The 23,525-nt window shown below is 67.9% G+C and carries 24 protein-coding genes; 11 read left to right on the top strand and 13 right to left on the bottom strand.

The features are described 5' to 3' along the window. The first annotated feature begins 58 nt into the window (after positions 1-58). Together ACWPOC_RS05095 and ACWPOC_RS05090 are read left to right on the top strand one after the other, a co-directional pair. Entirely contained in the window at positions 59-904 is an 846-nt protein-coding gene (locus tag ACWPOC_RS05095) for an LLM class F420-dependent oxidoreductase (protein WP_455408127.1), read from the top strand. A gap of 22 nt (positions 905-926) precedes the next feature. Continuing rightward, positions 927-2,390 carry an FAD-dependent oxidoreductase gene (locus tag ACWPOC_RS05090; protein ID WP_455408126.1) on the top strand — a complete coding sequence of 488 codons (1,464 nt, stop codon included), beginning with the start codon at positions 927-929 and terminating at the stop codon, positions 2,388-2,390. Positions 2,391-2,437: 47 nt separating this feature from the next. Here ACWPOC_RS05090 and ACWPOC_RS05085 read toward each other — a convergent pair whose 3' ends face one another. From ACWPOC_RS05085 to ACWPOC_RS05045, 9 genes are all read right to left on the bottom strand, one after another. Next, positions 2,438-4,015: a GMC oxidoreductase gene (locus ACWPOC_RS05085; RefSeq protein WP_455408125.1), complete on the bottom strand. Its 1,578-nt coding sequence runs from the start codon at positions 4,013-4,015 to the stop codon at positions 2,438-2,440. A 22-nt stretch (positions 4,016-4,037) separates the two neighbouring features. Then, positions 4,038-5,297: a hypothetical protein gene (locus ACWPOC_RS05080; protein WP_455408124.1), complete on the bottom strand. Its 1,260-nt coding sequence runs from the start codon at positions 5,295-5,297 to the stop codon at positions 4,038-4,040. Then, a complete protein-coding gene (locus tag ACWPOC_RS05075; protein ID WP_413768153.1) occupies positions 5,291-5,842 on the bottom strand; it encodes a Cif family virulence factor in 552 nt (183 codons plus the stop codon). Before ACWPOC_RS05075 ends, ACWPOC_RS05080 begins: the two co-directional genes overlap by 7 nt. A 15-nt stretch (positions 5,843-5,857) precedes the next feature. Continuing rightward, positions 5,858-6,052 (bottom strand): ferredoxin, encoded by a 195-nt coding sequence (locus tag ACWPOC_RS05070; RefSeq protein ID WP_271038543.1) that lies wholly within the window; start codon positions 6,050-6,052, stop codon positions 5,858-5,860. Between the two features lie 7 nt (positions 6,053-6,059). Then, complete coding sequence (locus ACWPOC_RS05065) at positions 6,060-7,448, bottom strand: cytochrome P450 (protein WP_455408123.1); 1,389 nt, start codon at positions 7,446-7,448, stop codon at positions 6,060-6,062. After that, a complete protein-coding gene (locus ACWPOC_RS05060) occupies positions 7,445-8,230 on the bottom strand; it encodes an SDR family oxidoreductase (RefSeq protein ID WP_358418662.1) in 786 nt (261 codons plus the stop codon). The genes ACWPOC_RS05065 and ACWPOC_RS05060 overlap by 4 nt, the downstream gene beginning before the upstream one ends. Continuing rightward, a complete protein-coding gene (locus tag ACWPOC_RS05055; protein WP_159419035.1) occupies positions 8,223-9,410 on the bottom strand; it encodes a cytochrome P450 in 1,188 nt (395 codons plus the stop codon). The genes ACWPOC_RS05060 and ACWPOC_RS05055 overlap by 8 nt, the downstream gene beginning before the upstream one ends. Before the next feature lie 75 nt (positions 9,411-9,485). After that, on the bottom strand, positions 9,486-10,046 hold the full coding sequence (locus ACWPOC_RS05050) for a TetR/AcrR family transcriptional regulator (protein WP_159419036.1): 561 nt from the start codon (positions 10,044-10,046) through the stop codon (positions 9,486-9,488). Between the two features lie 76 nt (positions 10,047-10,122). Further along, positions 10,123-11,349 (bottom strand): cytochrome P450, encoded by a 1,227-nt coding sequence (locus ACWPOC_RS05045; protein ID WP_455408122.1) that lies wholly within the window; start codon positions 11,347-11,349, stop codon positions 10,123-10,125. Positions 11,350-11,436: 87 nt separating this feature from the next. On the opposite strand from ACWPOC_RS05045, the gene ACWPOC_RS05040 reads away from it, so the two are divergent. Further along, positions 11,437-12,033 (top strand): TetR/AcrR family transcriptional regulator, encoded by a 597-nt coding sequence (locus ACWPOC_RS05040; RefSeq protein ID WP_159416656.1) that lies wholly within the window; start codon positions 11,437-11,439, stop codon positions 12,031-12,033. Between the two features lie 46 nt (positions 12,034-12,079). Then, positions 12,080-12,910, top strand: a complete 831-nt coding sequence (locus ACWPOC_RS05035) for an oxygenase MpaB family protein (RefSeq protein ID WP_455408121.1) — start codon at positions 12,080-12,082, stop codon at positions 12,908-12,910. A gap of 38 nt (positions 12,911-12,948) precedes the next feature. Here ACWPOC_RS05035 and ACWPOC_RS05030 read toward each other — a convergent pair whose 3' ends face one another. After that, positions 12,949-13,866: an SDR family NAD(P)-dependent oxidoreductase gene (locus ACWPOC_RS05030; RefSeq protein ID WP_455408120.1), complete on the bottom strand. Its 918-nt coding sequence runs from the start codon at positions 13,864-13,866 to the stop codon at positions 12,949-12,951. A gap of 82 nt (positions 13,867-13,948) precedes the next feature. Here ACWPOC_RS05030 and ACWPOC_RS05025 point away from each other — a divergent pair, with 82 nt between their 5' ends. The 7 genes from ACWPOC_RS05025 to ACWPOC_RS04995 are packed head-to-tail and all read left to right on the top strand — an operon-like array spanning position 13,949 to position 20,332. Next, positions 13,949-15,418 carry an aldehyde dehydrogenase gene (locus tag ACWPOC_RS05025; protein ID WP_455408119.1) on the top strand — a complete coding sequence of 490 codons (1,470 nt, stop codon included), beginning with the start codon at positions 13,949-13,951 and terminating at the stop codon, positions 15,416-15,418. A gap of 26 nt (positions 15,419-15,444) precedes the next feature. Further along, entirely contained in the window at positions 15,445-16,194 is a 750-nt protein-coding gene (locus ACWPOC_RS05020; protein ID WP_455408118.1) for an SDR family oxidoreductase, read from the top strand. Beyond that, positions 16,191-17,090, top strand: coding sequence for an NAD(P)-dependent oxidoreductase (locus ACWPOC_RS05015; protein ID WP_059384236.1), 900 nt, complete (start codon positions 16,191-16,193; stop codon positions 17,088-17,090). The genes ACWPOC_RS05020 and ACWPOC_RS05015 overlap by 4 nt, the downstream gene beginning before the upstream one ends. Continuing rightward, entirely contained in the window at positions 17,087-17,455 is a 369-nt protein-coding gene (locus ACWPOC_RS05010; protein WP_016693004.1) for a carboxymuconolactone decarboxylase family protein, read from the top strand. Before ACWPOC_RS05015 ends, ACWPOC_RS05010 begins: the two co-directional genes overlap by 4 nt. Beyond that, the gene (locus ACWPOC_RS05005) at positions 17,452-18,561 is read left to right on the top strand and encodes a TIGR03857 family LLM class F420-dependent oxidoreductase (protein ID WP_455408117.1); all 1,110 of its coding nucleotides are present in this window, start codon (positions 17,452-17,454) and stop codon (positions 18,559-18,561) included. Before ACWPOC_RS05010 ends, ACWPOC_RS05005 begins: the two co-directional genes overlap by 4 nt. Next, positions 18,558-19,625, top strand: coding sequence for a phosphotransferase family protein (locus ACWPOC_RS05000; protein ID WP_455408116.1), 1,068 nt, complete (start codon positions 18,558-18,560; stop codon positions 19,623-19,625). Before ACWPOC_RS05005 ends, ACWPOC_RS05000 begins: the two co-directional genes overlap by 4 nt. Before the next feature lie 44 nt (positions 19,626-19,669). Continuing rightward, on the top strand, positions 19,670-20,332 hold the full coding sequence (locus tag ACWPOC_RS04995) for a class I SAM-dependent methyltransferase (RefSeq protein ID WP_455408115.1): 663 nt from the start codon (positions 19,670-19,672) through the stop codon (positions 20,330-20,332). Position 20,333: 1 nt separating this feature from the next. Here the strand turns inward: ACWPOC_RS04995 and ACWPOC_RS04990 are convergent, their stop codons facing one another. The 3 genes from ACWPOC_RS04990 to ACWPOC_RS04980 are packed head-to-tail and all read right to left on the bottom strand — an operon-like array spanning position 20,334 to position 23,375. Continuing rightward, the gene (locus tag ACWPOC_RS04990; protein ID WP_455408114.1) at positions 20,334-21,425 is read right to left on the bottom strand and encodes a prenyltransferase; all 1,092 of its coding nucleotides are present in this window, start codon (positions 21,423-21,425) and stop codon (positions 20,334-20,336) included. After that, on the bottom strand, positions 21,412-22,143 hold the full coding sequence (locus ACWPOC_RS04985) for a class I SAM-dependent methyltransferase (RefSeq protein WP_258259622.1): 732 nt from the start codon (positions 22,141-22,143) through the stop codon (positions 21,412-21,414). The genes ACWPOC_RS04990 and ACWPOC_RS04985 overlap by 14 nt, the downstream gene beginning before the upstream one ends. Next, positions 22,137-23,375, bottom strand: a complete 1,239-nt coding sequence (locus ACWPOC_RS04980) for a glycosyltransferase family 4 protein (protein WP_455408113.1) — start codon at positions 23,373-23,375, stop codon at positions 22,137-22,139. Before ACWPOC_RS04980 ends, ACWPOC_RS04985 begins: the two co-directional genes overlap by 7 nt. Positions 23,376-23,525 lie beyond the last annotated feature (150 nt).

Genomic DNA, 23,525 nt, shown 5'->3' with positions numbered 1-23,525 from the left:
TCCCTCCGGATGTAGAACGCGTTACATTTTCTCCGTCACCGTCTGGAGAGGGGCTGCTGTGCGCCACGGAATCACCCTGTTCACGAGCGACCGGGGAATCCGGCCCGAAGTCGCTGCCTCGACCGCGGAGAGTCGCGGTTTCGACAGTTTCTATGTGCCCGAACACACTCACATCCCGATCCGTCGCGAATCCGCGCATCCGGGAACGGGCAACGAGACCCTTCCCGACGACCGCTACATGCGCACCCTCGATCCGTGGGTGGCGCTCGGACTCGCCGCCGCGGTGACGTCGACGATCAAGTTGGGCACCTCCGTCGCACTGCCCCTCGAGCACGACCCCATCACGCTCGCCAAGACCATCGCGAGCCTCGATCACCTTTCCGGCGGCCGGGTGAACTTCGGTGTCGGATTCGGTTGGAACGCCGAGGAACTCGCCGACCACGGCGTACCGCCGAAGAAGAAGCGCACCGCGATGCGCCAGTATCTCGAAGCGATGCAGGCGCTGTGGACCGAGGAAGAGGCCTCCTACGAGGGAGACTTCGTCGCGTTCGGGCCGAGCTGGGCGTGGCCGAAACCTGTGCAGCAGCCACGGCCCCCGATCTTCCTCGGCGCCGGTTCCACCGACCGCAACTTCGACTGGATCGTCCGCCACGCCGACGGGTGGATCACCACACCCACGGAGAACAACGTCGTCGACAACGTCGCGCGCCTCCACAAGGCCTGGGCCGATGCCGGCCGTGCAGGGACTCCCGAGATCCTCGCCCTGGCAGGCCGTCACGACGCCGAGCAACTGAGGATCTGGGAGGACGCCGGGGTCACCGAGGTGATCTTCGGCCTGCCCGACCGTCCCCAGGACGACGTCGTCGCGTACATCGACCGACTCGCCTCGAAACTCGACCACTGATCACCGACCCGAACGGACCCCGATGAGCACCGATCTCCATCCCCTTCCCGCCGACAGCGTCTCCACCTGGGACCACGAAGCCGACGTCGTCGTCGCCGGTTACGGCATCGCCGGTGTCTCGGCGTCCATCGAGGCCGCCCGCGCCGGTGCCGACGTGCTCGTGCTCGAACGGACCGGCGGTTGGGGCGGTGCGGCCTCGCTGTCGGGCGGCATCGTCTACCTCGGCGGCGGCACCCCGCTGCAGAAGGCCCTCGGATTCGACGACTCGCCCGAGAACATGAAGGCGTTCATGCTCGCCGCGCTCGGGCCGGGCGCCGATGAAGCGAAGATCACCGAGTACTGCGAGGGCAGCGTCGAACACTACGAGTGGCTCGTGGACAACGGTGTGGTGTTCAAGGAGAGCTTCTGGGGCGAACCCGGGTGGGAGATCCCCGGTGACGACGGTCTGATGTACTCCGGCGGCGAGAACTCCGCGCCCTTCAACGAGATCGCCACGCCCTCCCCGCGCGGGCACGTCCCGCAGATGACCGACAAGCGCACCGGCGAGAAGGGCGGCGGGTACATGCTCATGCAGCCGCTCTCGCAGGTTGCCGAAAACCTCGGTGTACGAGCCGAATACGACGTGCGGGTGCAGCGATTGATCGTCGACGGCGACGGACGTGTCGTGGGCCTGACGGCCAAGCAGTACGGCAAGGACGTCCACATCCGGGCCCGCCGCGGCGTCGTCCTCGCGACCGGCAGTTTCGCGTACAACAAGGAGATGGTCGAGTCGTACGCGCCGCAACTCAGCGGTCGCCCGGGTGCGGCGATCGAGGAGCACGACGGCCGCGCGATCCGCATGGCGCAGGCACTCGGCGCCGATCTCGCGCACATGGACGCCACCGAGGTCGCCTTCTTCGGCGACCCGCAATTGATGGCCCGCGGCATCCTCGTCAACGGCCGCGGTCAGCGGTACGTCCCCGAGGACACCTATCCGGGTCGTATCGGTCAGCTCACGCTGCTGAAGAACGACAACCAGGCCTATCTGATCATCGACGAACAGGCGTACGAAGAGGGTTGTGCGGCAACGAGTTCGACGCCCTTCTTCCGGTTCCGACCGAAGTGGGTCGCGGAGACCGTCGCCGAACTCGAATCCGACATGGAGCTGCCGGCGGGAACGTTGCAGGCGACCGTCGAGGTCTACAACAGGCACGCCGAGAACGGCAGCGATCCGGTGCTGGGCAAGAAGAGCGAGTGGGTCAAGCCCATCGGCAGCCCGATCGCGGCGCTCGATCTGCGCAACTGCACAGCAGGTTTCACGCTCGGCGGTCTGCGCACCTCGGTGAACTCGGAGGTGCTGCACGTGTCCGGCGATCCGATCCCCGGCCTGTTCGCCGCGGGTCGCTGCACGTCGGGTGTGTGCGCGTGGGGGTATGCGAGCGGCACGTCGCTGGGCGACGGAAGCTTCTTCGGGCGTCGCGCCGGCCTGTCGGCTGCGAAAGGCTGACAGCCGGAACGGTTCCGGTGGCCCGGCCACCGGAACCACCCATCGGGTCAGAACACGCGATCCAGGTCGCGAGAGACGATCCGATCGGCGCCGTACTCGGCGAGCGCCGCGATCGTCATCGACGGATTGCACGCCCCGGTCGATCCCGGAATCTTCGCGCCGTCCACCACATACAGGCCGGGCTGGTCGTGCACGCGACCGGCGTCGTCGCACACCGTCCCGAACGGCGCACCACCGAGCGGATGGAAGGTGTTGATGTCGACGGCGTTGACGTCGACGACGATCGAGGCCGGTCCCGCGATCCGCCGGATGCGGGCCTCGATGGCACGGGTGAGTTCCCGGTCGTAGGCCTGATCCCAGTTCAGGACCGCATCGTCGCGGCCGGCGTCGTAGTGCCAGACTCCTCGGCCGTCGACGATCCCCAGACCGATCATCGTGGTCGTTCCCACATCGACGGGGAACGGCACCGGGCCGGTGACGATCATCAACGGGCCGGCGGGATCGGTGTAGTCGCGCATACCCACACAGGCGGGCCCGCCCTGATGGTCGCCGGGACTGACGAGCGGGCTCGTCACGGCGAACACCCGGTCGCCGTTGTTGCCCCATCCCGTTCCGACGCCGTCGGGAAGATCGGGGACGAGCCCCTTCGCCTTCGCCTTCACGAGGAGACGGGTCGTGCCGGCCGATCCGGCACCGAGGAACAGCGACTGTGCGAGGATCCGCTTGCGTTCGAGAATCGTTCCGTCCGTGTGGATCCGGTCGACGTGCACGATCCAGGTGCCGTCCGGAGCACGCTCGATGTCGCCGACCCGGTGCAGTGGCGCGACCGTGACGTGCCCCGTGCGTTCCGCCTCGGCGAGATAGGTGACGTCGACCGAGAACTTACCGCCGTTGTTGACTCCGTAGATGACGTCGCCCGTCGTGTAGGACGGTTTCAGTTCCCCGGTCAGCTCCCGTCGCGCGAAGTCCCAGTCGATGCACATCGGCACTCTGAAGGTGTCGTAACCCTGCGAACCTGCACGGTCCAGGAACTGGCGTGAGGACCGGTACCGATCGTGGTCGAGCAGATCGTCCGGAATGGTCGCGACCTGCAGCATCCGCGCAACCCGCCGATAGTGGTCGGAGGCCAGCAGGTCGTAGTCGATACGCGAGGACACCGAATCGGAGAATCGCTGCCCGTCGGGTTGCACGGTCATGCCGTGATAGGCCAGCGAACTCCCGCCGACGCCCGCTCCGCACATGACGTCCATCCCGTTCCCCGGAACTCGTTCGATGAGCCCGGTGAACGGTTCGGTCGGGATCGGCGGAGTACCGGTCATCACCGGGGCGGACGACAACCACGACATGCGCCGGTCCGGTTGCAGCATGTGCGGGAACGTCTCGGCGTTCGGTCCGGTGGGCCAGCGGATGCCCCGTTCGAGGACCAGCGTCTGCACACCGGCCCGGCCGAGATGCAGCGCGGTGATCGCACCGCCGAATCCGCTGCCCACGACGACCGCCCGATGGCGCTCCTCGGTGACCTCGGCGCGTGCGCGTGGGATCGGGGACAACGACAACGCGGCAACGGCCGCACCACCGACGACGGTTCCCCGCAGGAAGGTACGGCGGGACAGCGCACTATTCACGAAGGGCTCTCCTGGAGCGTGGTCAGACAACGGTGAGCGGGAGGGGGATTCCCCGATCTTCGAAGACGAAGGACGAACCCGTACTGAAGCGCGTGATGGCGACCTCGTCGCACTCCTTCGCCGGGGATTCGTCACGGAACACCTCGACGACGAGAGCCTCGTCGGTCGCAGAGACCAGGCGGGTGGTGAAGTGCGGGTCCACACCGCGCACCAGAGCGTCGAGCGGGCCGAGGTGTTCGGGGTCGATCAAGGTGGGCCAGGACCCGTCGTCGAAGGCGCCACCTCGCCGGTTGATCCGGAGACCCAGCGCGTCGTCGTCGAAACAGATCACCCGATCGACATACCGGTCCGGTGCCAGCATGGGGTGTACGTCGAGCACCACCGACAGGCCGGCGAACGAGCGCGGCAATCCCAGCGCGGTACGGATGCGCTCGGACGTGATGCCGGCGATACCCGTGAGCTGCTTACGGGTCAGCTCGATCGCAGACTGCTCGTCGGTTCGCTTGCGCACACTCATGAGGAATCCGAGAGCGAGCAGGTGATGCTGCAGGCACACCTCCTCGGCGATGCGTACCAGGGCCGGCTTCGAGAACTCGTCGAACCGGAGGTCTGCGAGGAGGGGACCCGAATAGTCGTGTTTCCCCTCTCCATCGGGGTCGATCGGGCTCAACTCGAGTGCCACGGCCGCAGTCCGGCCGAGCGCTTCGGTGTGCGGTTCGACAGCCGGTGGGTCGTACGAGGAGTCGATCGTGACCGTCCACGCGCAGTGCGGGTGCCGGTCGGCCGGCGCACGGGGCGGCCGATGGATCGGCCGGACCCGGGCGTGCGGATTGGTGGCGAGCGCGGTGGCGTCGAAGGTCGGGTCCTCGATGTCGTGGCACATCGCGGTCACGTAGGCGTCGCCGAGCGGCTCGACGTCCATCAGCGCCCCGCAGTGGTCGAGCCAGAACTCGCCGTGGTCGCGGTCGTGGACGCGATAACGGAAGTCCATGAACTGCGGGGGCGCCCCGATGTCGAGCTGCATGCCCTTGAAGATGGTGACGACGTCGTCGCCCTCGAACTTCAGGGCACGCTGCATGCGGCGCGTGTACCACGGTGAGGACGCCTGCCATTCCTCGATGGCCACCTCCGCCATGCCCTCCCGACCGAACGCCGAGATCAGATGCGCCATCCCCGAACGGTCGATGAGCTGACCGCACAGCAACAGTTCGGGGACGAGCACGGCGAGGTCGGTGCGGGAGAGCGCGGCGAACGATCCGCCGGTGTCCACGCCGGTCACCACAACGGAACCGGCGACTCGCCGACCCGGTACCAGCCGGGAAGCCGCTTCTTCCCCGTCGATCGCTCGATCCGCTTCTGCATGCCGTCGGACAGCGCGTTCGCCGTGATCATCTCGAGGAACAGGTGCGAGACGTTGCCGAAGTCGAAGAAGTCGCGCTGCCACGACCACTGGAAGTTGCCGCCGTACCGGAACCAGCTCCCGCCGATACCGTGCACGGAGTAGTGCTCGCCGTTCTCGCGGGTCCTGTCGGCGATCTGCTTCCAGAAGCCGATCACGTCGCCGGAGCGCTCGTCGACGACGAACTGCTGGTAGGGATACTGCCAGCCTTCGAGCCCGTCCATCTCCTGGCCCAATGCGAGGTCGCGGATCTCCTCGCGGCCCACGGCCATGAACTCGTCCTTCGGACCGTAGTTCCAGCCGTAGGTGGCGTCCTCGGTGTACATGTCGGCCAAAGGCTTCCAGTCGCCTTCGGCTTCGGCGCGCTTGTTGGCGTCGACCCAGCGGGTGATCATCTCGTCGAGCTCGGCACGATCGAACGTGGCCATCCTGTCTCCTGGTCCTCAGTCTTCGACGATGCGAAGGGCTTGGGTGGGGCAGTACTTCACAGCTGCTCGTACGTCGGCATGCATCTCCTCCGGCACGGGATCGAGGAGGACCTCCACCTCACCCCGTTTGGCGACGGTGAAGACGTCCGGGGCTTCCATCGAGCACATCGCGTGTCCTTGACACAGATCGAGGTCTGCTTCGATCCTCATCCGAACCTCACTCCTGCGTCGCTGTGCCGGTGCCGGATGCCGCCCGGGTGCGACGCCGGTACCGCACAGCACACGGCTGTTCGAGTTGGACCACCATCTTCGAGTGGTCGTTGCGGTAGGTCTCGGGCGGCTGGGACAGTTCGAACTCGAAGTCGCGCAGCAGAACCGAGAATATCGCCTTCAGCTGCATGAGCGCGAACGCCGCTCCCACACAGCGGTGCCGACCCGCCCCGAACGGAATCCAGGTCCACCGGTTGACGATGTCCTCCTGGTTGGGGTCGATGTAGCGGCCGGGATCGAAGGCATCGGGATCCGGGAAGTCCTCCGGGATCCGGTTGGAGATCGCCGGTGTCGCACCCACGAGATCGCCCTCCGAGATCCGGTATCCGGCGACCTCGAAGTCGTCGCGCGCGACCCGAAGAAGCAGGATCAGTGGCGGGTGCAGGCGCAGCGTCTCCTTGAGCACCGCTTCGAGCACCGGGATCTGCCGCAGTGCATGGAAGCTCACGCTCTCGCCGTCGGAGTACAGGACGTCGAGTTCCGCCGTGACCTGCTGCATGTACTCGGGGTTGCGCAGCAGTTCGATGAGCGCCCAGGCCGCCGTTCCGGAGGTGGTGTGGTGGCCGGCGAACATCATCGAGATGAAGATGCCGGTGATCTCGTCGGCGCTGAACCGTTCCTTGCCGTCCTCGTCCTTGATGGAGACGAGGACGTCGAGCATGTCGCGGTCCTCCTTGCCCTGCGGCGGGTTCGCGATGCGTCCGTCCATGATCTCCTGCACGAGTGCCACGAGTCCGTGGCGGGCCTCGTCGCGTCGCCGGAAACTCTCGATCGGCGCGTAGGGATCGACGAAGGCCAGTGCGTCGGTGCCCTTCTCGAGGTCGTGGTAGAGGTGGGCGAATCGTCCGTCGAGCTGGTCGCGGAACTTCTTGCCGATCAGGCAGGCCGACGACGTGTAGATGGTCATTTCGGCGAAGAATTCGAGCAGGTCGATATCGCCTTCGTCGCCCCAGCCGGCGACCATGTCCTGCACCTCGCGGTCGATGGTCGCCGCGTGGCCCCGCATCTGTTCGCCACGCAGCGCCGAATTGTGCAGCATCTCCTTGCGGCGTTCGGGGCTGGCGTCGAAGACGACGCCCTCACCGAAGACCGGCTTCATGAACGGATAGGCGGCCTGCTGGTCGAGATCCTCGTCCGCGGCACGGAAGAAGAACTCGTTGGCCTCCGCACCGGAGAGTAGTACGACCTTCTTGTCGGCGAGCTGGAAGACCCCGACGTCGCCGCACTCCTCACGCACCCGGCGCATGAGCGCGATGGGATCGGTGCGCAGTTCCTCGAGGTGGCCGTGTTCGTGTTCGCCGCCGGACACACGCCGGGGCTCGACGAGTGTGGTCATGGATTGTCCTTCCGCAGGGGCGCTTCGGGTTGAACCTCGATGAGCACGATGTGGGCGCCGCGGGGGGCCGAGACGACCGAGAGCGCGGCCGCGGCGATGTCGGATGCACGAAGGAAGTAGGGGTGTCGGGCGAAACCCCATGTGCCCCAGTCCTCGAGCATCGGTTCGAGGACCTCCGCCGGCGCGGTCATGCCGGCACCGGTCTGCGTCGGCCCTGGGCGCACGACCGATGCGCGGACACCCGTACCCTCGAGTTCCATCCGCATTTCGCGGACGAGCGCTTCGAGGCCGGTCTTGGCGGCGTTGTAGGCACCCATCCAGGGCCGGGGAAGCACGGCACAGTCGGATCCGATCACGACGAAGTCGCCGCGTTTCCGGTCGATCATGCCGGGCAGCACACGATGGGCCAGACGTTGTGTGCCCATCAGGTGCACGTTCACCTGGAAGGCGAACCGGTCGGGATCCATCTCGTGCGGCAACGCGAAATCCATGTCGCCCGCTCCCGAGACGACGATCTCGGCGGGGCCGAGGGCCTCCTCGGCCGCGGTGACGAACTCGTCGACGGATTCGGTGGACGACACGTCGAGGAAGTGGGCGAAGGCCTCGCCACCCTCGCCGCGGATCTTCTCCGCGATCGCCGCGCACTCCTCCACGCGGCGCGCCCCGAGCGCGACGGGGTGCCCGGCCTCGGCGAGCGCGTAGGCGGTGGCGGTACCGATTCCGGAGGAGGCTCCGGCGACCAGCGCGGGACGGCGTTCGGGATGGGGTTCGAATCTAGGCATGTCGTTCGGTGACCTCTACAGGAAGGGCCGCGAAGCCTCGGACATTGGTGGAATGGACACGTTCACAGCGGTCCTCGTCGATCTCGTAGTCGGCGACGCGCCGGGCGAACTGTTCCAGCGCGATGTTCGCCTCGAGGCGGGCGAGATGTGCGCCGAGACAGAAGTGCACTCCCCCACCGAAACTGGCGATCTTCTGGGAGCTGTCGCGTCCGATGCGGAAGTCGTCGGCGGTGTCGAAGACGTCGGAATCGCGGTTGGCGGATCCGATGAGCAGCAGTACCTTGTCGCCGGACCGGATGGTGGCGCCGTGCAGTTCGATGTCGGCGACGGCGGTGCGGGCGACGATCTGGCTCGAAGTGTCGTAGCGGAGGGTCTCCTCCACCCACTGCGGTGCGCGAGCGGGATCGCGGAGTACCTGCGCCACCTCGGATTTGTTGTGCGCTCCCCAGTAGAGGGCGTTGCCGAGGAGTTTCGTGGTGGTCTCGTTGCCTGCGACCACCATGAGGAACATGAAGCCGATGATCTCGTCGTCGGTGAGCCGGTCGCCGTCGATCTCGGCGGCCAGCAACGCCGACGTAAGGTCGGAGGTGTCCTTCTTCCGGCGTTCGGCGAGCATGTCGGCGTAGTAGCCGACGAGGTGCAGCGATGCCTCCATCGCGGCGACCGGCACGTCGAGCACGCCCTCCTCGCGGTGGACGACGAGGTCGGCGAGGCGGCGGATCTCACTGCGGTCGGATTCGGGTACGCCCATGAGTTCGGAGATCACGTCCATGGGCAGCTTGCCCGCGAACTCCGAGATCCAGTCGAATTCCCCTGCCTCCACCGCGGGTTCGAGATAGCGCAGGGTCAGTTCGAGGATGCGTTCCTCGAGGTCGGCGACGCGCCGCGGAGTGAATCCTTTGGAGACGAGCCGACGCATGCGCATGTGGCGCGGGTCGTCCATCGCGAGGAAGGACATCACCTTGTGGGCGTTGGGCCCGTAGGCGGACGGATCGAGCGAGACACCGTTGGCGCTCGAGAGCCGGGTGTTGTCGCGGAAGGCCGCGACGACGTCGGCGTGGCGGGACAGGGCCCAGAACCCGAGGTCGGGGTTGTGGTAGGCCGGTTCCTCTTCACGGAGGCGGCGGTAGGTGGGATACGGGTCTTCGTGGAAGGCGTAGTCGTACGGGTTGAAGATCACGGGGGCGAGCGTCGGTGGATCGGGCGAAGCGGGCCCTGCGTGCGACGCGGAGCCCGGGGATGCCTGGATCATGGATCACTCCAATAGAAGTCGGGCGGATGTCTCCAGCCTGTCGGCGAGTTTCTCGTAGGTGCCGTAGCCCATACCGGCCCGGACCAGCGCGCCGGCGTAGAGCAGTTCGAGTGCTTCGAGTTCGTCGGGATCGGAGTCGGTGCCGAGCGCTGCCGAGATCCGGTGACGGATGTCGAGTCCGATGCGCGCACGCAGGTGTTCGACATCGGGGTCGTGACCGAGCAGTGCACTGGTGACGGCGGCCGCGAGTTCGGGTTCGTCGGCCAACAGCAGCGCGATTCCCCTCAGCACCGCGACCACCCGATCGGCACGGCTCGTGCTCTCGGCGTCGGCCGTGGGAGCGTTGGCCAAGCGACGCCAGAACACCTCGGCGACGAGGTGTTCCTTGGACGAGAAGTAGGTGTAGGCGGTGGCCGGGGCGACACCGGCACGGGCGGCGACCATACGCACCGTCAACCCCGTGAATCCCTCCTCGCGGAGCACCTCGACCGCGGCCTGCGTGAGCCTCGCAACCGTGTCGGCCTGCTTCTCGGTCAGGCGGCGACGGGTCGATTCGAGATTCACGTTTCTGGACACGTGTCTGGACATTACTACGGTTGGAGGGGGTCGGCAATGCCCGCAGCGCGTTCATTCGGCGAATTCAGCGCTCTCGTGGGTGGATGCGGACGGGCATGGACTTGACGCCGTTGATGAAGTTCGACCGCAACCGCCGCGGTTCGCCGGCCGGTTCGACTCGGTCGATACGGGCAACGAGGGTCTCGAACACGATCCGCAGTTCGAGCCGCGCCAGATGTGCCCCGAGACAGAAGTGCACACCCGTCCCCCCGAAGGCGACGTGCGGATTGTGCTCGCGCCCGATGTCGAAGACGTGCGCGTCGTCGAAGACCTCCTCGTCGCGGTTCGCGCTCGGGTAGTACATGATCACCTTGTCGCCCCGTTCGACGTGCTGGTCGCCGATCGACGCCGGACAGGTGGGCGTGCGGCGGAAGCCCACCACGGGGGTGACCCAGCGCAGGATCTCCTCCACGGCGTTGTCGATCAGACCGGGATCGTCCTGCAACCGGCGCCATTGCTCGGGATGGTCGACGAACGCCTGCATCCCGCCCGAGATCGCGTTGCGCGTCGTCTCGTTGCCCGCGATGACGAGCAGGACGAAGAACATGTCGAACTCCATCTCGGACAGCGTGTCGCCGTTCTCGTCGGGACACACCAGCTTCGAGACGATGTCGTCGCGCGGTTCGAAACGTCGTTGTGCAGCGATCTCGTTGGCGTACAGGAAGATCTCGGCGGCGGCGAGCTCGCCGTCCTCCTGAGTGGTGCCATATTCGGGGTCGGCCCAACCGATCATGCGGTTCGACCAGTCGTACAGCTTCCCGACGTCCTCGGCCGGTGCGCCGAGCAGCGCTGCGATCACCTCCAGTGGCAGTGGTGCCGAGATCGCCGGGACGAAGTCGATCACCGTGCCGTCGCGCGCGGCCTCGATCGCCGCGTCGACGGTGCGTTCGCACGTTCGCCGGATGCGCTCCTCGAGCGTCTTCACCATGCGCGGGGTGAACCCTCGGCTCACGAGTTGCCGCAGGCGGGTGTGCTCCGGCGGGTCGAGGTTGAGCAGCATGGACGCCTGCTTGAGGCGTGTCTCCTCGTCGAAATCGTCGATCTGGGTGGTTCCGAGCGCCGAGGAGAAGGTCGCGCTGTCGCGGGAGACCGCGATGACGTCGGCGTGCCGGGTGACGGCCCAGAAGCCCGCGCCGCCCTCCTCGGGTTGGCGGTGGACCGGACAGGTGCGCCGGAGTTCGGAGAAGTAATCGTGCGGGACCCCCTGGGCGAAGACGTCGGGGTTCTTGAGATCTGTGGGTGAAGTCGTCATGAAGCCGCTCTCGTGGGATTGTACGAATGGCATTCGTTTATAAACTACTCACCTTCGTTTGGAATGGAAGCCCCTTAGACTGCTTCCATGGCAGACGACAATTCCCGACCCGCGCGTCGGCGGACACTGACCCGCGACAAGGTCGTCGCAGCAGCGCTCGGGATCGTCGACGAGCTGGGATGGGAACAGCTCACGATGAGCACTCTCTCGTCGCGATTGGGAATCGTCACGGCCTCGCTGTACAACCACGTCCGCAATCTCGACGACGTACGGGCGACCGTGCAGATCCGCGCGATGAGCGATCTCGGGGCGTATCTGCGCGAGGTCGCGATGGGCCGCAGCGGCGTCGACGGGCTTCGCGCCCTGATCGACGCCCACCACACCTGGGCCGTCGAACATCCCCGCCGCTACGAAGCACTGACCACCGCACCGGTCGACCGCGACGGTCTGCTCGCCGCCGCACTGGACGCCAACGTCGCTCTGCGCACGATGCTCGCATCCTGCGGCGTTCCGGAGGAGGAGACGCTCGAGGCCGCGGTCGGCATGTTCGCGGCCCTGCACGGTTTCGCGGTCCTCCAGAGCAGCGGCTTCCTGGGCGACGAGCTCGATCTCGACCACATCTACGAGACGGTCGTGCGCGGAGTTCTGGCCGGCGCATCCCTCGACCCCACGAAGACGCGCTAGAGTGGCACGCATCAACTGAACACGTCCGTCTTCAGATGGAGGGGTCATGCGGACGATCGACACTCTCGGCGATCTCGTCTCACCGCTCGGTGGCACGATCAACGCCGCCAACGTCATCATGCAGCTCGCCCATCCCCGCGTCGGCCAGGGCGTCGTCGACAGCACGGTCGACTCCGGCCGCGCCGATCTCCATCCGGTCAAGCGGGCCCGCACGACCGGCACCTATCTGGCGGTCGCAGTGTTCGGCACCGAGGCCGACCGCGATTTCGTCCGCGAGTCGGTACGGAAGATCCACGCCCGGGTAACGTCGTCACCCGGCGCGGAGGTCCGCTACAGCGCCAACTCCCCCGCCCTGCAGTTGTGGGTCGCCGTCTGCCTGCTCAAGTACTTCATCGACCAGCACGAGTTCCTGTATGGCCCGCTCACCGAGGAGCAGTACGCCCGGATCCTCCGCGACGGCGCGACCCTCGCGACGACACTGAACGTCCGGCCGGAGTCGTGGCCCACGACCCGTGAGGAGTACGAGGAACTGTGGAAGGCCGGCGTCGCCGACATCTCCATGAACGAGCAGGTGCGCGAGTACCTCACCGAACTCTGCAATCTCGCGTTCCTCGAGGTGCGTCTCGGACGACTGGGCCGCGGGATCCACCGGGTGCTCGGCCGGTCGTTCGAATTGATCACCCGCGGTGCACTGCCGCCGGAGTTCCGCGACCTCATGCACTACCCGTGGACCGCCGACGACCAGCGGCGTTTCGACCGCTATCTCGTGGCGGTCCGGCGCCTGCACCGCGTCACCCCGTGGGCGTGGCCGTTGCTGTGGAAGGCCTATCTGCTCGATCTGCGCACGCGGCGACGCCTCGGACTGCGGGTCTTCTGAGCCCTGCCCTCACACGACGGAGCTCGTCGAGGACCGGCCTATCCCGGCGCTCCCGCACGACTCGCGCCTTCCATGAGATGGGCGAGTTCGCCGAGCGTCCAGGGCGGCGACGTGTCGTGGTCCCGCCACGCCAGCAGCGTCGGTGCCGGCTTGTCGAACCGCCCGACGAAACATCCGGAGCCAGCGAAGATTCCGCCGGTCACGGACGCCAGGTCGCTCACGAGGAAAGCGTAGAGTCGCGCCACGTACTCCGGCGGTGCCGGGTTGCGCGAGCCCTCGTAGGTGACGTCGTCGAGCAGTCCGCGCTCGTGCAGTCGCTCGATGTGCCGCTCGTACTCCGGTCCCGTGGACAACCGAGTGCGGGCTCCCGGGCACACGACGTTGGCTCGCACTCCGTGCTCGCGTAGTTCCGCGGCGATCGCCGCGGTCAGACTGTTCACCGCGCCCTTTCCGGCCGGATAGCCGGTACCGCCGTAGTCGCCGAGAAACGCGAACGATCCGGTGTTGACGATCGCCCCGCTCCCCTGCGCCACGAACCGGGGCGCGAACACCCGGCACGTACGGAAGGTGCCGGTCAGGTGCGCGTCGATCAGGTCGTCCCACTCCTCGTCGGTGACCGTGAGGATCGACGAGCCCGGAGGTTCCGCGGTTCCGGCACAGTTGATCAGCGCGTCCGCCGCCCCGAACTCGTCGAGGGCTGCGGCGAGGAGATCCTCCGCGATCCCGAAGGCGGCCGCCGAACCGGACACTCCGATCGCACTGCCGCCCTGTGACACGAGCTCCTCCACGGTGTCGCGCACCGCGTCGGCGTCGCGGCCGTTGACCACCACCCGTGCGCCCTCGTCCACGAGGGTCCGCGCCACCGCTCGCCCGATCCCTCGGCTGGATCCGGTCACGACCACGACGCGGCCCGCGAGCGGGGTCGAATTGTCCGTCCCCGAATTGTTGTCTGCCATAAGGTTCCCCGTTCACCCATTGCGCTGCCTCGAGTGCCCGAACTATAGTCCAGACACCTGTCCAGAACCGAGGGAACGTCTGATGACACTTCGCCCCACCGACAGCTCCACCCTTCTGATCGACGGCAAGCTCGTACCCGGCAGCGGGGGCACCTTTGCGATCACCGATCCGAGCACCGAAGAACTGCTCGGCCACGCGGCCGAGGGCACCGCCACCGACATGGACGCCGCGATCGCGGCCGCGCGTCGCGCCTTCGACGACACCGACTGGTCACGCGACCACGCCTTCCGGGCCCGCTGCCTCCGTCAGTTGCGCGACGCCCTGCGCGAGCACATCGAGGAACTGCGGGAGATCACCATCGCCGAGGTCGGCGCTCCCCGATTCCTCACGAGCGCCGCGCATCTCGAAGGCCCCGTCGACGACCTGCTGTACTTCGCCGACCTCGCCGAGAGCTACGCGTGGACGCAGGATCTCGGCAACGCCTCCCCCATGGGCATCCCGACCCACCGCTATCTGCTCAAGGAAGCAGTCGGGGTCGTCGGCGCGATCACGCCGTGGAACTTCCCGCACCAGATCAACTTCGCCAAGCTCGGGCCCGCTCTCGCCGCCGGGAACACCGTGGTACTCAAGCCCGCCCCCGACACCCCGTGGTGTGCGGCACTGGTCGGGCGGATCGCGGCCGAGGAGACCGACATCCCGCCGGGAGTACTGAACATCGTCACCTCGAGCGACCACCGCCTCGGCGCACAGCTGAGCGAGGATCCGCGCGTCGACCTGATCTCGTTCACCGGTTCCACCGCGACCGGCCGGGCCGTGATGCGCGCGGCTTCCGAGAACCTCAAGAAGGTCTTCCTCGAACTCGGCGGCAAGTCGGCGTTCATCGTCCTCGACGACGCCGACCTGCGCGGCGCCTGCTCGATGGCGGCCTTCACCGTGTGCACGCACGCCGGCCAGGGCTGCGCGATCACCACGCGCCTGCTCGTTCCCCGTGAACGGTACGACGAAGCCGTGGCCCTGACCGCGAAGTCCATGAGCGGTATCCGGCCCGGCGACCCGCGCGATCCCGGCACGGTGTGCGGGCCGCTCATCTCCGAGAAGCAGCGGCAGCGCGTGGAGGGCTACATCCGCCTCGCCGTCGAGGAGGGCGGCACGATCGTCACCGGCGGCGGACGCCCCGCCGAACACGAGCGCGGCTTCTTCGTCGAGCCCACCCTCATCGCCGGCCTCGACAACTCCGCGCGCACAGCGCAGGAGGAGATCTTCGGCCCGGTGCTCGTGATCATCCCTCACGACGGTGACGACGACGCGATCCGCATCGCCAACGACTCCCCCTACGGCCTCTCGGGTTCGGTGTACGGCACCGATCCGGACCGCATCGCGCGGGTCGTCGCAGGTGTACGGACCGGCACGCTGGGCGTCAACGGCGGCATCTGGTACGCCGCCGACGCCCCGTTCGGGGGCTACAAGCAGTCCGGGATCGGCCGCGAGATGGGTGTGGCCGGTTTCGAGGAGTACCTGGAGACCAAGCTCGTCGCCGAGCCCGCGAGCTGACCCGAACTTCCGAAAGGACTTTTCCGATGGCACGTTTCACCGGTCGCACCGCGATCGTCACCGGCGCCGCCCAGGGGATCGGCGAGGCGTACGCGCGTGCGCTCGCCGCCGAGGGCGCGAACGTGGTGGTCGCCGACATCGATGCCGAACTCGGCGAGCAGGTCGCCAAGCAGATCGTCGCCGACGGCGGCATCGCGAGCTTCACCTCGGTCGATGTCTCCGACCCCGCCTCCGCCGAGGCACTCGCCGCGTCGACCGTCGAGACCTACGGCGGCATCGACCATGTCGTCAACAATGCCGCCATCTACGGCGGCATGAAACTCGATCTGCTGCTGACGGTTCCGTGGGACTACTACAAGAAGTTCATGAGCGTGAACCTCGACGGCGCCCTCAACGTCACCCGCGCGGTGTGGCCGCACATGACGAAGAACGGCGGGTCGATCGTCAACCAGTCGTCGACGGCGGCCTGGCTGTACTCGGGCTTCTACGGGCTCGCGAAGGTCGGGATCAACGGTCTCACACAGCAACTCGCCGTCGAACTCGGCGGGTCGAACATCCGCATCAACGCGATCGCCCCCGGCCCCATCGACACCGAGGCGACCCGCACCACCACTCCCGCGAACATGGTCGCCGACATGGTGAAGCAGTTGCCGCTCAAGCGCATGGGCACTCCCGACGATCTCGTCGGCATGTGCCTGTTCCTGCTCTCCGACGAGGCCGCCTGGGTCACGGGGCAGATCTTCAACGTCGACGGCGGGCAGGTGATCCGCTCGTGACCGGCTCCACGATCGGCCGGGTCGGTTACATCGGGCTGGGCAACATGGGGGCACCGATGGCCGAGCGGCTGCTCACCCGACCCGGAGGCCTCACCGTGCTCGACGTGGTGCCCGAGGCGATGAGCCCGTTCACCGACAAGGGTGCCGCCGCGGCGTCGAGCCCGGCGGAGCTGGCCGCCGGCTGCGATCTCGTGTGCGTGACCGTCCTCGACGACGCCCAGGTCCGCGACGTCGTCACCGGTCCGGACGGACTGCTCGCGACGGCCCGGCCCGGCACGGTCGTCGCGGTGCACTCGACGATCTCCGACACCACCGCCGTCGAGCTCGCCGCGAAGTGCGCCGAGAAGGGAGTCGACTTCGTCGATGCACCCGTCAGTGGTGGCGCCGGCGGTGCGAAGAACGGCACTCTCGCAGTGATGGTCGGCGCGACCGACGACGGCTTCGCCAAGATCGAGGAACCGTTCGGCACCTTCGCGTCGCTGGTCGTGCACGCAGGTCCCGTCGGCGCAGGAACCCGGATGAAACTCGCCCGCAACCTGCTCCACTTCATCGCGTTCACCGCGGCGACGGAGGCGCAACGACTCGCCGAGGCCGCGGGCATCGATATCACCGAGCTCGGCAAGGTCGTCCGGCACACCGACGCGATCACCGGCGGCGCCGGTTCGATCATGTGGCGCGACACCACCTCTCCCCTCGCGGAGGACGACTCCTGGTTCCCGATCTTCTCGCGCGTGCGCGCCCTGGGTGAGAAGGATCTCGCGCTGGCACTGGACCTCGGCGATCGCCTCGGCGTCGATCTGCCGCTCGGCGCCCGGGCGCTGTCCGACCTCGGCCCCGGCCTCGGAGTCGGCACGGGGGAGATCGCACGGACCCGTTCCCGGAAGGAGCACGCATGACCGACGAGACCCGCCGCCGCGGCCTGGAGATGATGTCCAAGGTCTACGGCTGGGAGATGCAGGACGGTCCCGGCGAGCACTTCGCCGTCACCGCCGACCACCTGTTCGCGAACATCTGGACCCGGCCCGGGCTGACCATCCGCGATCGGCGACTGCTGCTGCTCGGGGCACTCACCGCGCAGGGAGCTCCCGACATCGCCGAGATCCAGATCGAGGCTGCGCTGAAGAACGACGAACTCGACGAGCAGCAGCTCCGCGAGATCGCCCTGTTCCTGTGCCACTACGTGGGCTGGCCGCTGGGCTCGAAACTCGACAACGCAGTGGGCAGCGTGCTGCAGCGGCGGAAGGCGGCGGCCCGCTCGTGAGCATCCCCGGCGGGTCCGTACCGGAGCCGGACTGCCCGGAACTCGGGTTCTACGGCCTCGCCGGGCACGCCGACGACCCGAGGGCGCTGCTCGACGAGATCACCGTCGCCGAACGCATCGGTCTCGGCTCGGTCTTCCTGTCGGAACGGTTCGACACCAAGGACGCAGCAGCGCTGGCCGGTGCGGCGGTCGCGACGAGCCGCACTCTCGGGATCGGCACCGCGGCGACCAATCCGCACACCCGCCATCCCCTCGTCACGGCGACGATGGCGACCACCCTGCACCGGTTGAGCCGCGGCCGGTACGCCCTCGGGCTCGGCCGCGGCTTCGACGTGCTGTTCGATCTCATGGGTCTGCCTCGCGTGACGTCGGCGCGGCTCGAGGACACCGTCGACCTGCTCCGGACGCTGTGGCGCGGTGACGCCGTCGTCGATCATCACGGCCCGGCCGGCGACTTCCCGTATCTGCGACGCACCGCCGAGGGCGTCGACCGCATCCCGATCCTCATGGTCGCGCTCGGCGAGCGCACGCTCGACCTGGCGGGACGCGTGGCCGACGCCGTCGTCCTGCACACCTTCTTCACCGACGACACACTCGCGCGCGCCGTGAAGACCGTGCGACGAGCCGCCGAGCAGGCCGGCCGCGACCCGCAGTCCGTCCGCATCTGGTCGGTCCTCGCGACCGTCGACGATGAGATCCCCGAAGATCTCCGGTTGCGGAAGCTGACCGGACGGCTCGCGACCTACCTGCAGGGCTACGGCGACGTGCTCGTCCGCGCGAACGGCTGGGATCCCCAGGTCCTGCACCGTTTTCGGGACGACGCGCAGGTCCGTGCCCATTCCGGGCCGATCGACGCAGCGCCGGTCGAACTGCTGATGCACATCGGGTCGTTGCTGCCCGACGAGTGGCTCGCCGCGAGCGCGACCGGCAGCGCGGCACAGTGCGCGACCCGCATCGCCGACCAGTTCGACGCCGGTGCCGACAGCGTCATCCTGCACGGCGCCACGCCCACCGAACTCGCTCCGGTCGTCGCCGCGTGGCGGGCGATCCGCGACCCCGAGCGTTTCGTATCCCTACCCGCCAACCCCGGCCGGAGCGCACGATGACCGATCTGTTGCTGTCGGTGGACGACCTGACTCCCGAACGACTCTCGGCCGTGCTCGGCGGCACGGTACGCACGGTGCAGGTCGAGCGGATCGGAACGGGTCAGATCGCCCTGTGTTATCGACTCGTCCTGACGGGTGACGACGTGCCGTCCTCACTCGTCGCGAAGCTCCCGTCACCCGATCCCGGGACGCGGAGGATGCTCGCCGGCGCCTATCGCGGGGAGGCACGCTTCTACAGCGACATCGAGCCGTCCGTCGCGGTGCGCACCCCCACCTGCTATCACGTCGCCCACGGTGAGGACGGGGAGTTCACCCTGCTCCTCGAGGACGCCGCACCCGCACGACCCGGCGACCAGCTCGCCGGGTGCACCGTCGACGAGGCGCACGACGCCGTCCGCAATCTCGCCGGACTGCACGGTCCTCGCTGGTGTGCACCCGACCTCCACGAATCGGACTGGCTCACCACGACGGACGCCGAGCAGGCACGGATCCTCGCCGAGCTGTACGTCCCGGCCATCGAGACCTTTCTCGACGGTCTCGGCGACCTGATCGGCGCGGAGGACCGCGACACGCTGTGGGCCTGCGCCGAGCTCACCGAGGAGTGGGTGCTCGCGCGATCCGACCGGTTCGCGCTGCTGCACGGCGACTACCGGCTCGACAACCTCCTGTTCCCTCCCGGTGGCGAGAGCGGTGTCGTCGCGGTGGACTGGCAGACCCTGACGGTGGGGCTTCCCGCCCGCGACCTCGCGTATTTCGTCGGGACGAGCCTGGCGCCGGCGGTCCGGCGCGAGCACGAGCAGGCCCTGGTCTCGACCTATCATCGCGCGTTGCTGTGCCACGGCGTCGAGGGTTACGGCCTGCAGCAGTGCTGGGACGACTACCGCTTCGCGATGCTGCAGGGACCGCTCGTCGCGGTCTTCGGGTGCGCCTACGGCACGAGGACCGAGCGCGGCGACCGCATGTTCGCGGTGATGGTCGAGCGGTCGTGCGCCGCGATCCGCGATCTCGACAGTCTCACCGTCGTGTCCGAGAGCATCGGACGGCGCGACCGGTCGGTAGGGTGACTCGGGATACACCGCATCACGCGAGAAGAACGGAGATCCATCCGATGTCCCGCACCACCCTGCCCCGTGAGGCGATCGAACTCGCCGAGGCGACACCGGGTTTCATGCCCCAGGACGAGGGAACCGCACTGCACGAGGCTGCGGTGCAGTATCTCGGTGACGGCGTCGGCGTCGAGATCGGCACCTACTGCGGCCGCTCGACCGTGTATCTCGGCGCTGCGGCCAAGGCGACCGGCGGCACCATCGTCACCGTCGACCACCACCACGGTTCGGAGGAGCACCAGCCCGGCTGGGAGTACCACGATCCGTCGCTGGTCGACCCGCACACCGGCCGCCTCGACACGGTCGGCGCTCTCCGGCACACCCTCGCCGACGGCGACCTCGAATCGCACGTCGTCGCGGTGGTCGGCAATTCTCCTGTGGTGGCGTCGTTCTGGCGCACCCCCGCCTCGTTCGTGTTCATCGACGGCGGACACAGCAGCGAGGCGGCCCGGGCGGACTACGACGGCTGGGCGAGATGGGTGCGCATCGGCGGCGCCCTGATCATCCACGACGTCTTCCCCGACCCGAAGGACGGCGGCCGGCCTCCGTACGAGATCTACTGTCTCGCACTGGAGAGCGGCGAGTTCGTCGAGAAGTCGGTGACATCCTCGCTGCGGGTTCTCGAACGCACCGCCGGCACGGTCGGATCACCGCCCGGCAGCTGAACTACGGGACGAGCACCGGGCAACGCTCGGTGCAGCGGTCGGCGCCCACCTGGTCGGCGGGTGCCGCCGCATCCCGGAAGATCGCGTTTCCTCCCGTCGTGCGCGAGAGCGCGTCGGCGGCGAGGATCACCGCTGCGCTGGTCCAGGAACTGACCTCCACCGGCCAGCGCTTGCCGTCGGCGTAGACCAGACCGGTCCAGTACGAACCGTCCGGGTCGCGCAGATGCTGCATGGCCGCGAACAATTCGCGGGCACGCCCGGCGTGGCCGAGGGCGTCGAGCGCCAGGACCAGTTCGCAGGTCTCGGCCCCGGTGACCCACGGACGATGGTCGACGCACCGGATCCCGAGACCGTCGACGACGAAATCCGACCAGCGCTCGCGGATCCGTTCGTGCGCGTCGGTGCCGCGCACCGCTCCCCCGAGGATCGGGTAGTACCAGTCCATCGAGTACTCGGGCTTGGGTGTGAACGCCTCGGGGTGCCGACGCAGAGCATGGCCGAGACGGATCAGCGCGACCTCCCATTCGGGTTGCGCCTCACCGATCAGGTCGGCGATCCGCAGACCGCACCACAGACTCTGGTGAATGCTCGAACAGCCCGTGAGCAGCGCTTCGTCGAACATCCCGCCGTCGCCTCGCGCCCAGGAGATCTGGCCGCCCGGCAACTGCATGTCGACCACGAGGTCGAGCGCAGCACGCACCGTCGGCCACATGTGCTCGACGAACTCGCGATCGCCCGTCACGAGATGGTGGTGCCATACGCCCACGGCGATGTATGCCGTGAAATTGCTGTCGGTGTCGTGGTTCTCGACGATGTCGCCGCGGAACTGGATGGGCCACGATCCGTCGGCACGCTGCGTCCGCCGCGACCACTCGAAGGCGGCGTCCGCCTCTTCGCGTAAACCGATGGCGGTCAACGCCATCGCGGATTCGATGTGATCCCACGGGTCGATGTGCCCACCGGGGAACCACGGGACGGCGCCCGAGGGCTCCTGCATCCGCGCGATGGCCCGGCCCGTCGCCAGGCTCTGTTCCGGCGACAGCACACCCGGCACCGACGGCACCGTCACGCGCGCGGATTCACCGCGCCGCACCGGCGTTTCCCGGCTTCTCGAGGTAGAACACGACACTCTTCCCGATGACGGGATCGAGGATCTTCTCGGCCGTGCGGGTGATCCACGGGGCCTTCATGAGATCCCAGACCAACAGCCGGTGGTACGCCTTCGTCAACGGATTGTCGTCGTTGTCGACGCCGACGGCGCACTTGAGCCACCAGTACGGTGCGTGCAACGCATGGGCGTGGTCGGTGCCCGAGACCGTGAGACCGGCGGCGGCGAGTTTCGCGGCGAGTTCGTCGGCCTTGTAGATGCGGATGTGCCCACCCTCCACCTCGTGGTAGGCGTCCGACAGTGCCCAGCAGATCTTCTCCGGCAGCCAGCGCGGCACGGTCACGGCCGCGACACCACCGGGCTTGAGGACCCGGACGAGTTCGTCGATGGCCCGCTCGTCCTCCGGCACGTGCTCGAGCACCTCGGAGATGAGCACGAGATCGAAGGTCGCGTCGTCATAGGGCAGCGCGAGCGCGTCGCCGACCTCGGCCCGGGCCAGCGCACCCTCGGGGACCTCGCCTTCGAGTTCCATCGCGACGAACATGTCGGCGACGGCCTTCATGTCGTCGGCGTTCTGGTCGAAGGCGACGACATCCGCGCCGCGGCGGTACAGCTCGAAGGAGTGGCGCCCCGCGCCGGCCCCGATGTCGAGAGCGCGTATCCCCGGTACGACGCCCAGGCGGTCGAAGTCGACGGTCAGCATCCGTTCTTCCCCTCTCGATGCGCGGCGATCGCCTTGTCGTAGATCGCGGCGGTCTGCGCGGCCACGGCCGCCCAGCTGTAGCGTTCGAGCACACGGTCGCGGCCCTTCGCGCCGAGACGCCGACGCTCGGCCGGGTCGTCGAACAGGCTCGCGAGTCCTGCGGCGAGCTGTTCGGCGTCGCCCGGCGGCACCAGCAGACCGGCGTCCCCGACGACCTCGGGGATGGCCCCGGCGCGACTCGCGACGAGCGGTGTTCCGCACGACATCGCCTCGACGGCCGGCAACGAGAATCCCTCGTACAGCGACGGCACCGCCGCGATCTCGGCGGAGGCGAGCAGGTCGGCGAGTTCGGTGTCGTCGATCCCGGAGACGGTGCGCACGACGTCGCCGATCGCGAGTTCGTCGATGAGCTTCTCGGTGGCACCGCCCGGGGCGAGCTTCGAGACGAGGACCAGTTCGATCTCGCGTTCGGTGCGCAGCTTCGCGACCGCCTCGAGCAGGGTGGGAACACCCTTGAGCGGGGCGTCGGCGCTCGCGACGCAGACGATCCGACCGGGAACGCGCTCGTCCTTCCGCGGCGCGAACACCTCCGTGTTCACGCCGAGCGGGATCGTGTGGATGCGTTCGGATTCGATCCCGAAGGCCGTGCGGATGTCGTCGGCCGAGTTCTCCGACACCGTGAGCAGGGTGGGGATCCGCCGGGCCACCTTCTCCTGCATGCGCAGGAATCCGTACCAGCGCCGGAGCGTGATCCTACGGCGGAGGGTGGTCGCGGAGGCGAGATCGAGTTCGCGATCGCGGGTGATCGGATGGTGGATCGTCGCGACGAGGGGAAGGTCCTCGGCGATGCGCAGCAGCCCGGACGCGAGCGACTGGTTGTCGTGCACGACGTCGAAGTCGCCGAGGCGGTCGCGCAGCAGTCGTGCGGCGCGCAGACCGAAGGTGCGCGGTTCGGGGAAACCGGCGGTCCACATGGTGGCGACCTCGAGGACGTCGATCCAGTCGCGGTACTCACCCGGATTCGGGGTGCGGAACGGATCGTCGTCGCGGTAGAGATCGAGACTGGGCACCTTCGTGAGCGTCACGCCGGGGTCGAGCTCGGGGTACGGCTGCCCGGAGAACACCTCGACGGTGTGTCCCTGGGCGACGAGTTCGCGACTGAGATGGCGAACGTAGACCCCCTGACCCCCACAATGCGGCTTGCTCCGGTACGACAACAGAGCTATGCGCACATTCCACCTCGGGGTTCGCTCGGAGGGCCAGGTCGCTCGGACAGATGTCCACTAGTTGTGTAGGGCACACACTAGAACATGTTTTGTGTCCTCACGATAGCGAGCCGGACCGCACCCGGGGCGGATCGGCGATACGAGTGGGACGGCGAG

The sequence above is a fragment of the Rhodococcus sp. 5G237 genome, assembly GCF_053764735.1.
This window is presented reverse-complemented; position numbering and strand designations above follow the sequence as displayed.

What these genes read in the sequence shown, in the direction of transcription:
- ACWPOC_RS05020 (WP_455408118.1), top strand. Translation starts at nt 15,445, where the DNA reads ATGGCACGTTTCACCGGTCGCACCGCGATCGTCACCGGCGCCGCCCAG.
- ACWPOC_RS05035 (WP_455408121.1), top strand. Translation starts at nt 12,080, where the DNA reads ATGCGGACGATCGACACTCTCGGCGATCTCGTCTCACCGCTCGGTGGC.
- ACWPOC_RS05000 (WP_455408116.1), top strand. Translation starts at nt 18,558, where the DNA reads ATGACCGATCTGTTGCTGTCGGTGGACGACCTGACTCCCGAACGACTC.
- ACWPOC_RS05070 (WP_271038543.1), bottom strand. Translation starts at nt 6,052, where the DNA reads ATGAGGATCGAAGCAGACCTCGATCTGTGTCAAGGACACGCGATGTGC.
- ACWPOC_RS05060 (WP_358418662.1), bottom strand. Translation starts at nt 8,230, where the DNA reads ATGCCTAGATTCGAACCCCATCCCGAACGCCGTCCCGCGCTGGTCGCC.
- ACWPOC_RS05030 (WP_455408120.1), bottom strand. Translation starts at nt 13,866, where the DNA reads ATGGCAGACAACAATTCGGGGACGGACAATTCGACCCCGCTCGCGGGC.
- ACWPOC_RS04985 (WP_258259622.1), bottom strand. Translation starts at nt 22,143, where the DNA reads ATGCTGACCGTCGACTTCGACCGCCTGGGCGTCGTACCGGGGATACGC.
- ACWPOC_RS05045 (WP_455408122.1), bottom strand. Translation starts at nt 11,349, where the DNA reads ATGACGACTTCACCCACAGATCTCAAGAACCCCGACGTCTTCGCCCAG.
- ACWPOC_RS05090 (WP_455408126.1), top strand. Translation starts at nt 927, where the DNA reads ATGAGCACCGATCTCCATCCCCTTCCCGCCGACAGCGTCTCCACCTGG.
- ACWPOC_RS05040 (WP_159416656.1), top strand. Translation starts at nt 11,437, where the DNA reads ATGGCAGACGACAATTCCCGACCCGCGCGTCGGCGGACACTGACCCGC.
- ACWPOC_RS05075 (WP_413768153.1), bottom strand. Translation starts at nt 5,842, where the DNA reads ATGGCCACGTTCGATCGTGCCGAGCTCGACGAGATGATCACCCGCTGG.
- ACWPOC_RS05065 (WP_455408123.1), bottom strand. Translation starts at nt 7,448, where the DNA reads ATGACCACACTCGTCGAGCCCCGGCGTGTGTCCGGCGGCGAACACGAA.
- ACWPOC_RS05010 (WP_016693004.1), top strand. Translation starts at nt 17,087, where the DNA reads ATGACCGACGAGACCCGCCGCCGCGGCCTGGAGATGATGTCCAAGGTC.
- ACWPOC_RS04995 (WP_455408115.1), top strand. Translation starts at nt 19,670, where the DNA reads ATGTCCCGCACCACCCTGCCCCGTGAGGCGATCGAACTCGCCGAGGCG.
- ACWPOC_RS05025 (WP_455408119.1), top strand. Translation starts at nt 13,949, where the DNA reads ATGACACTTCGCCCCACCGACAGCTCCACCCTTCTGATCGACGGCAAG.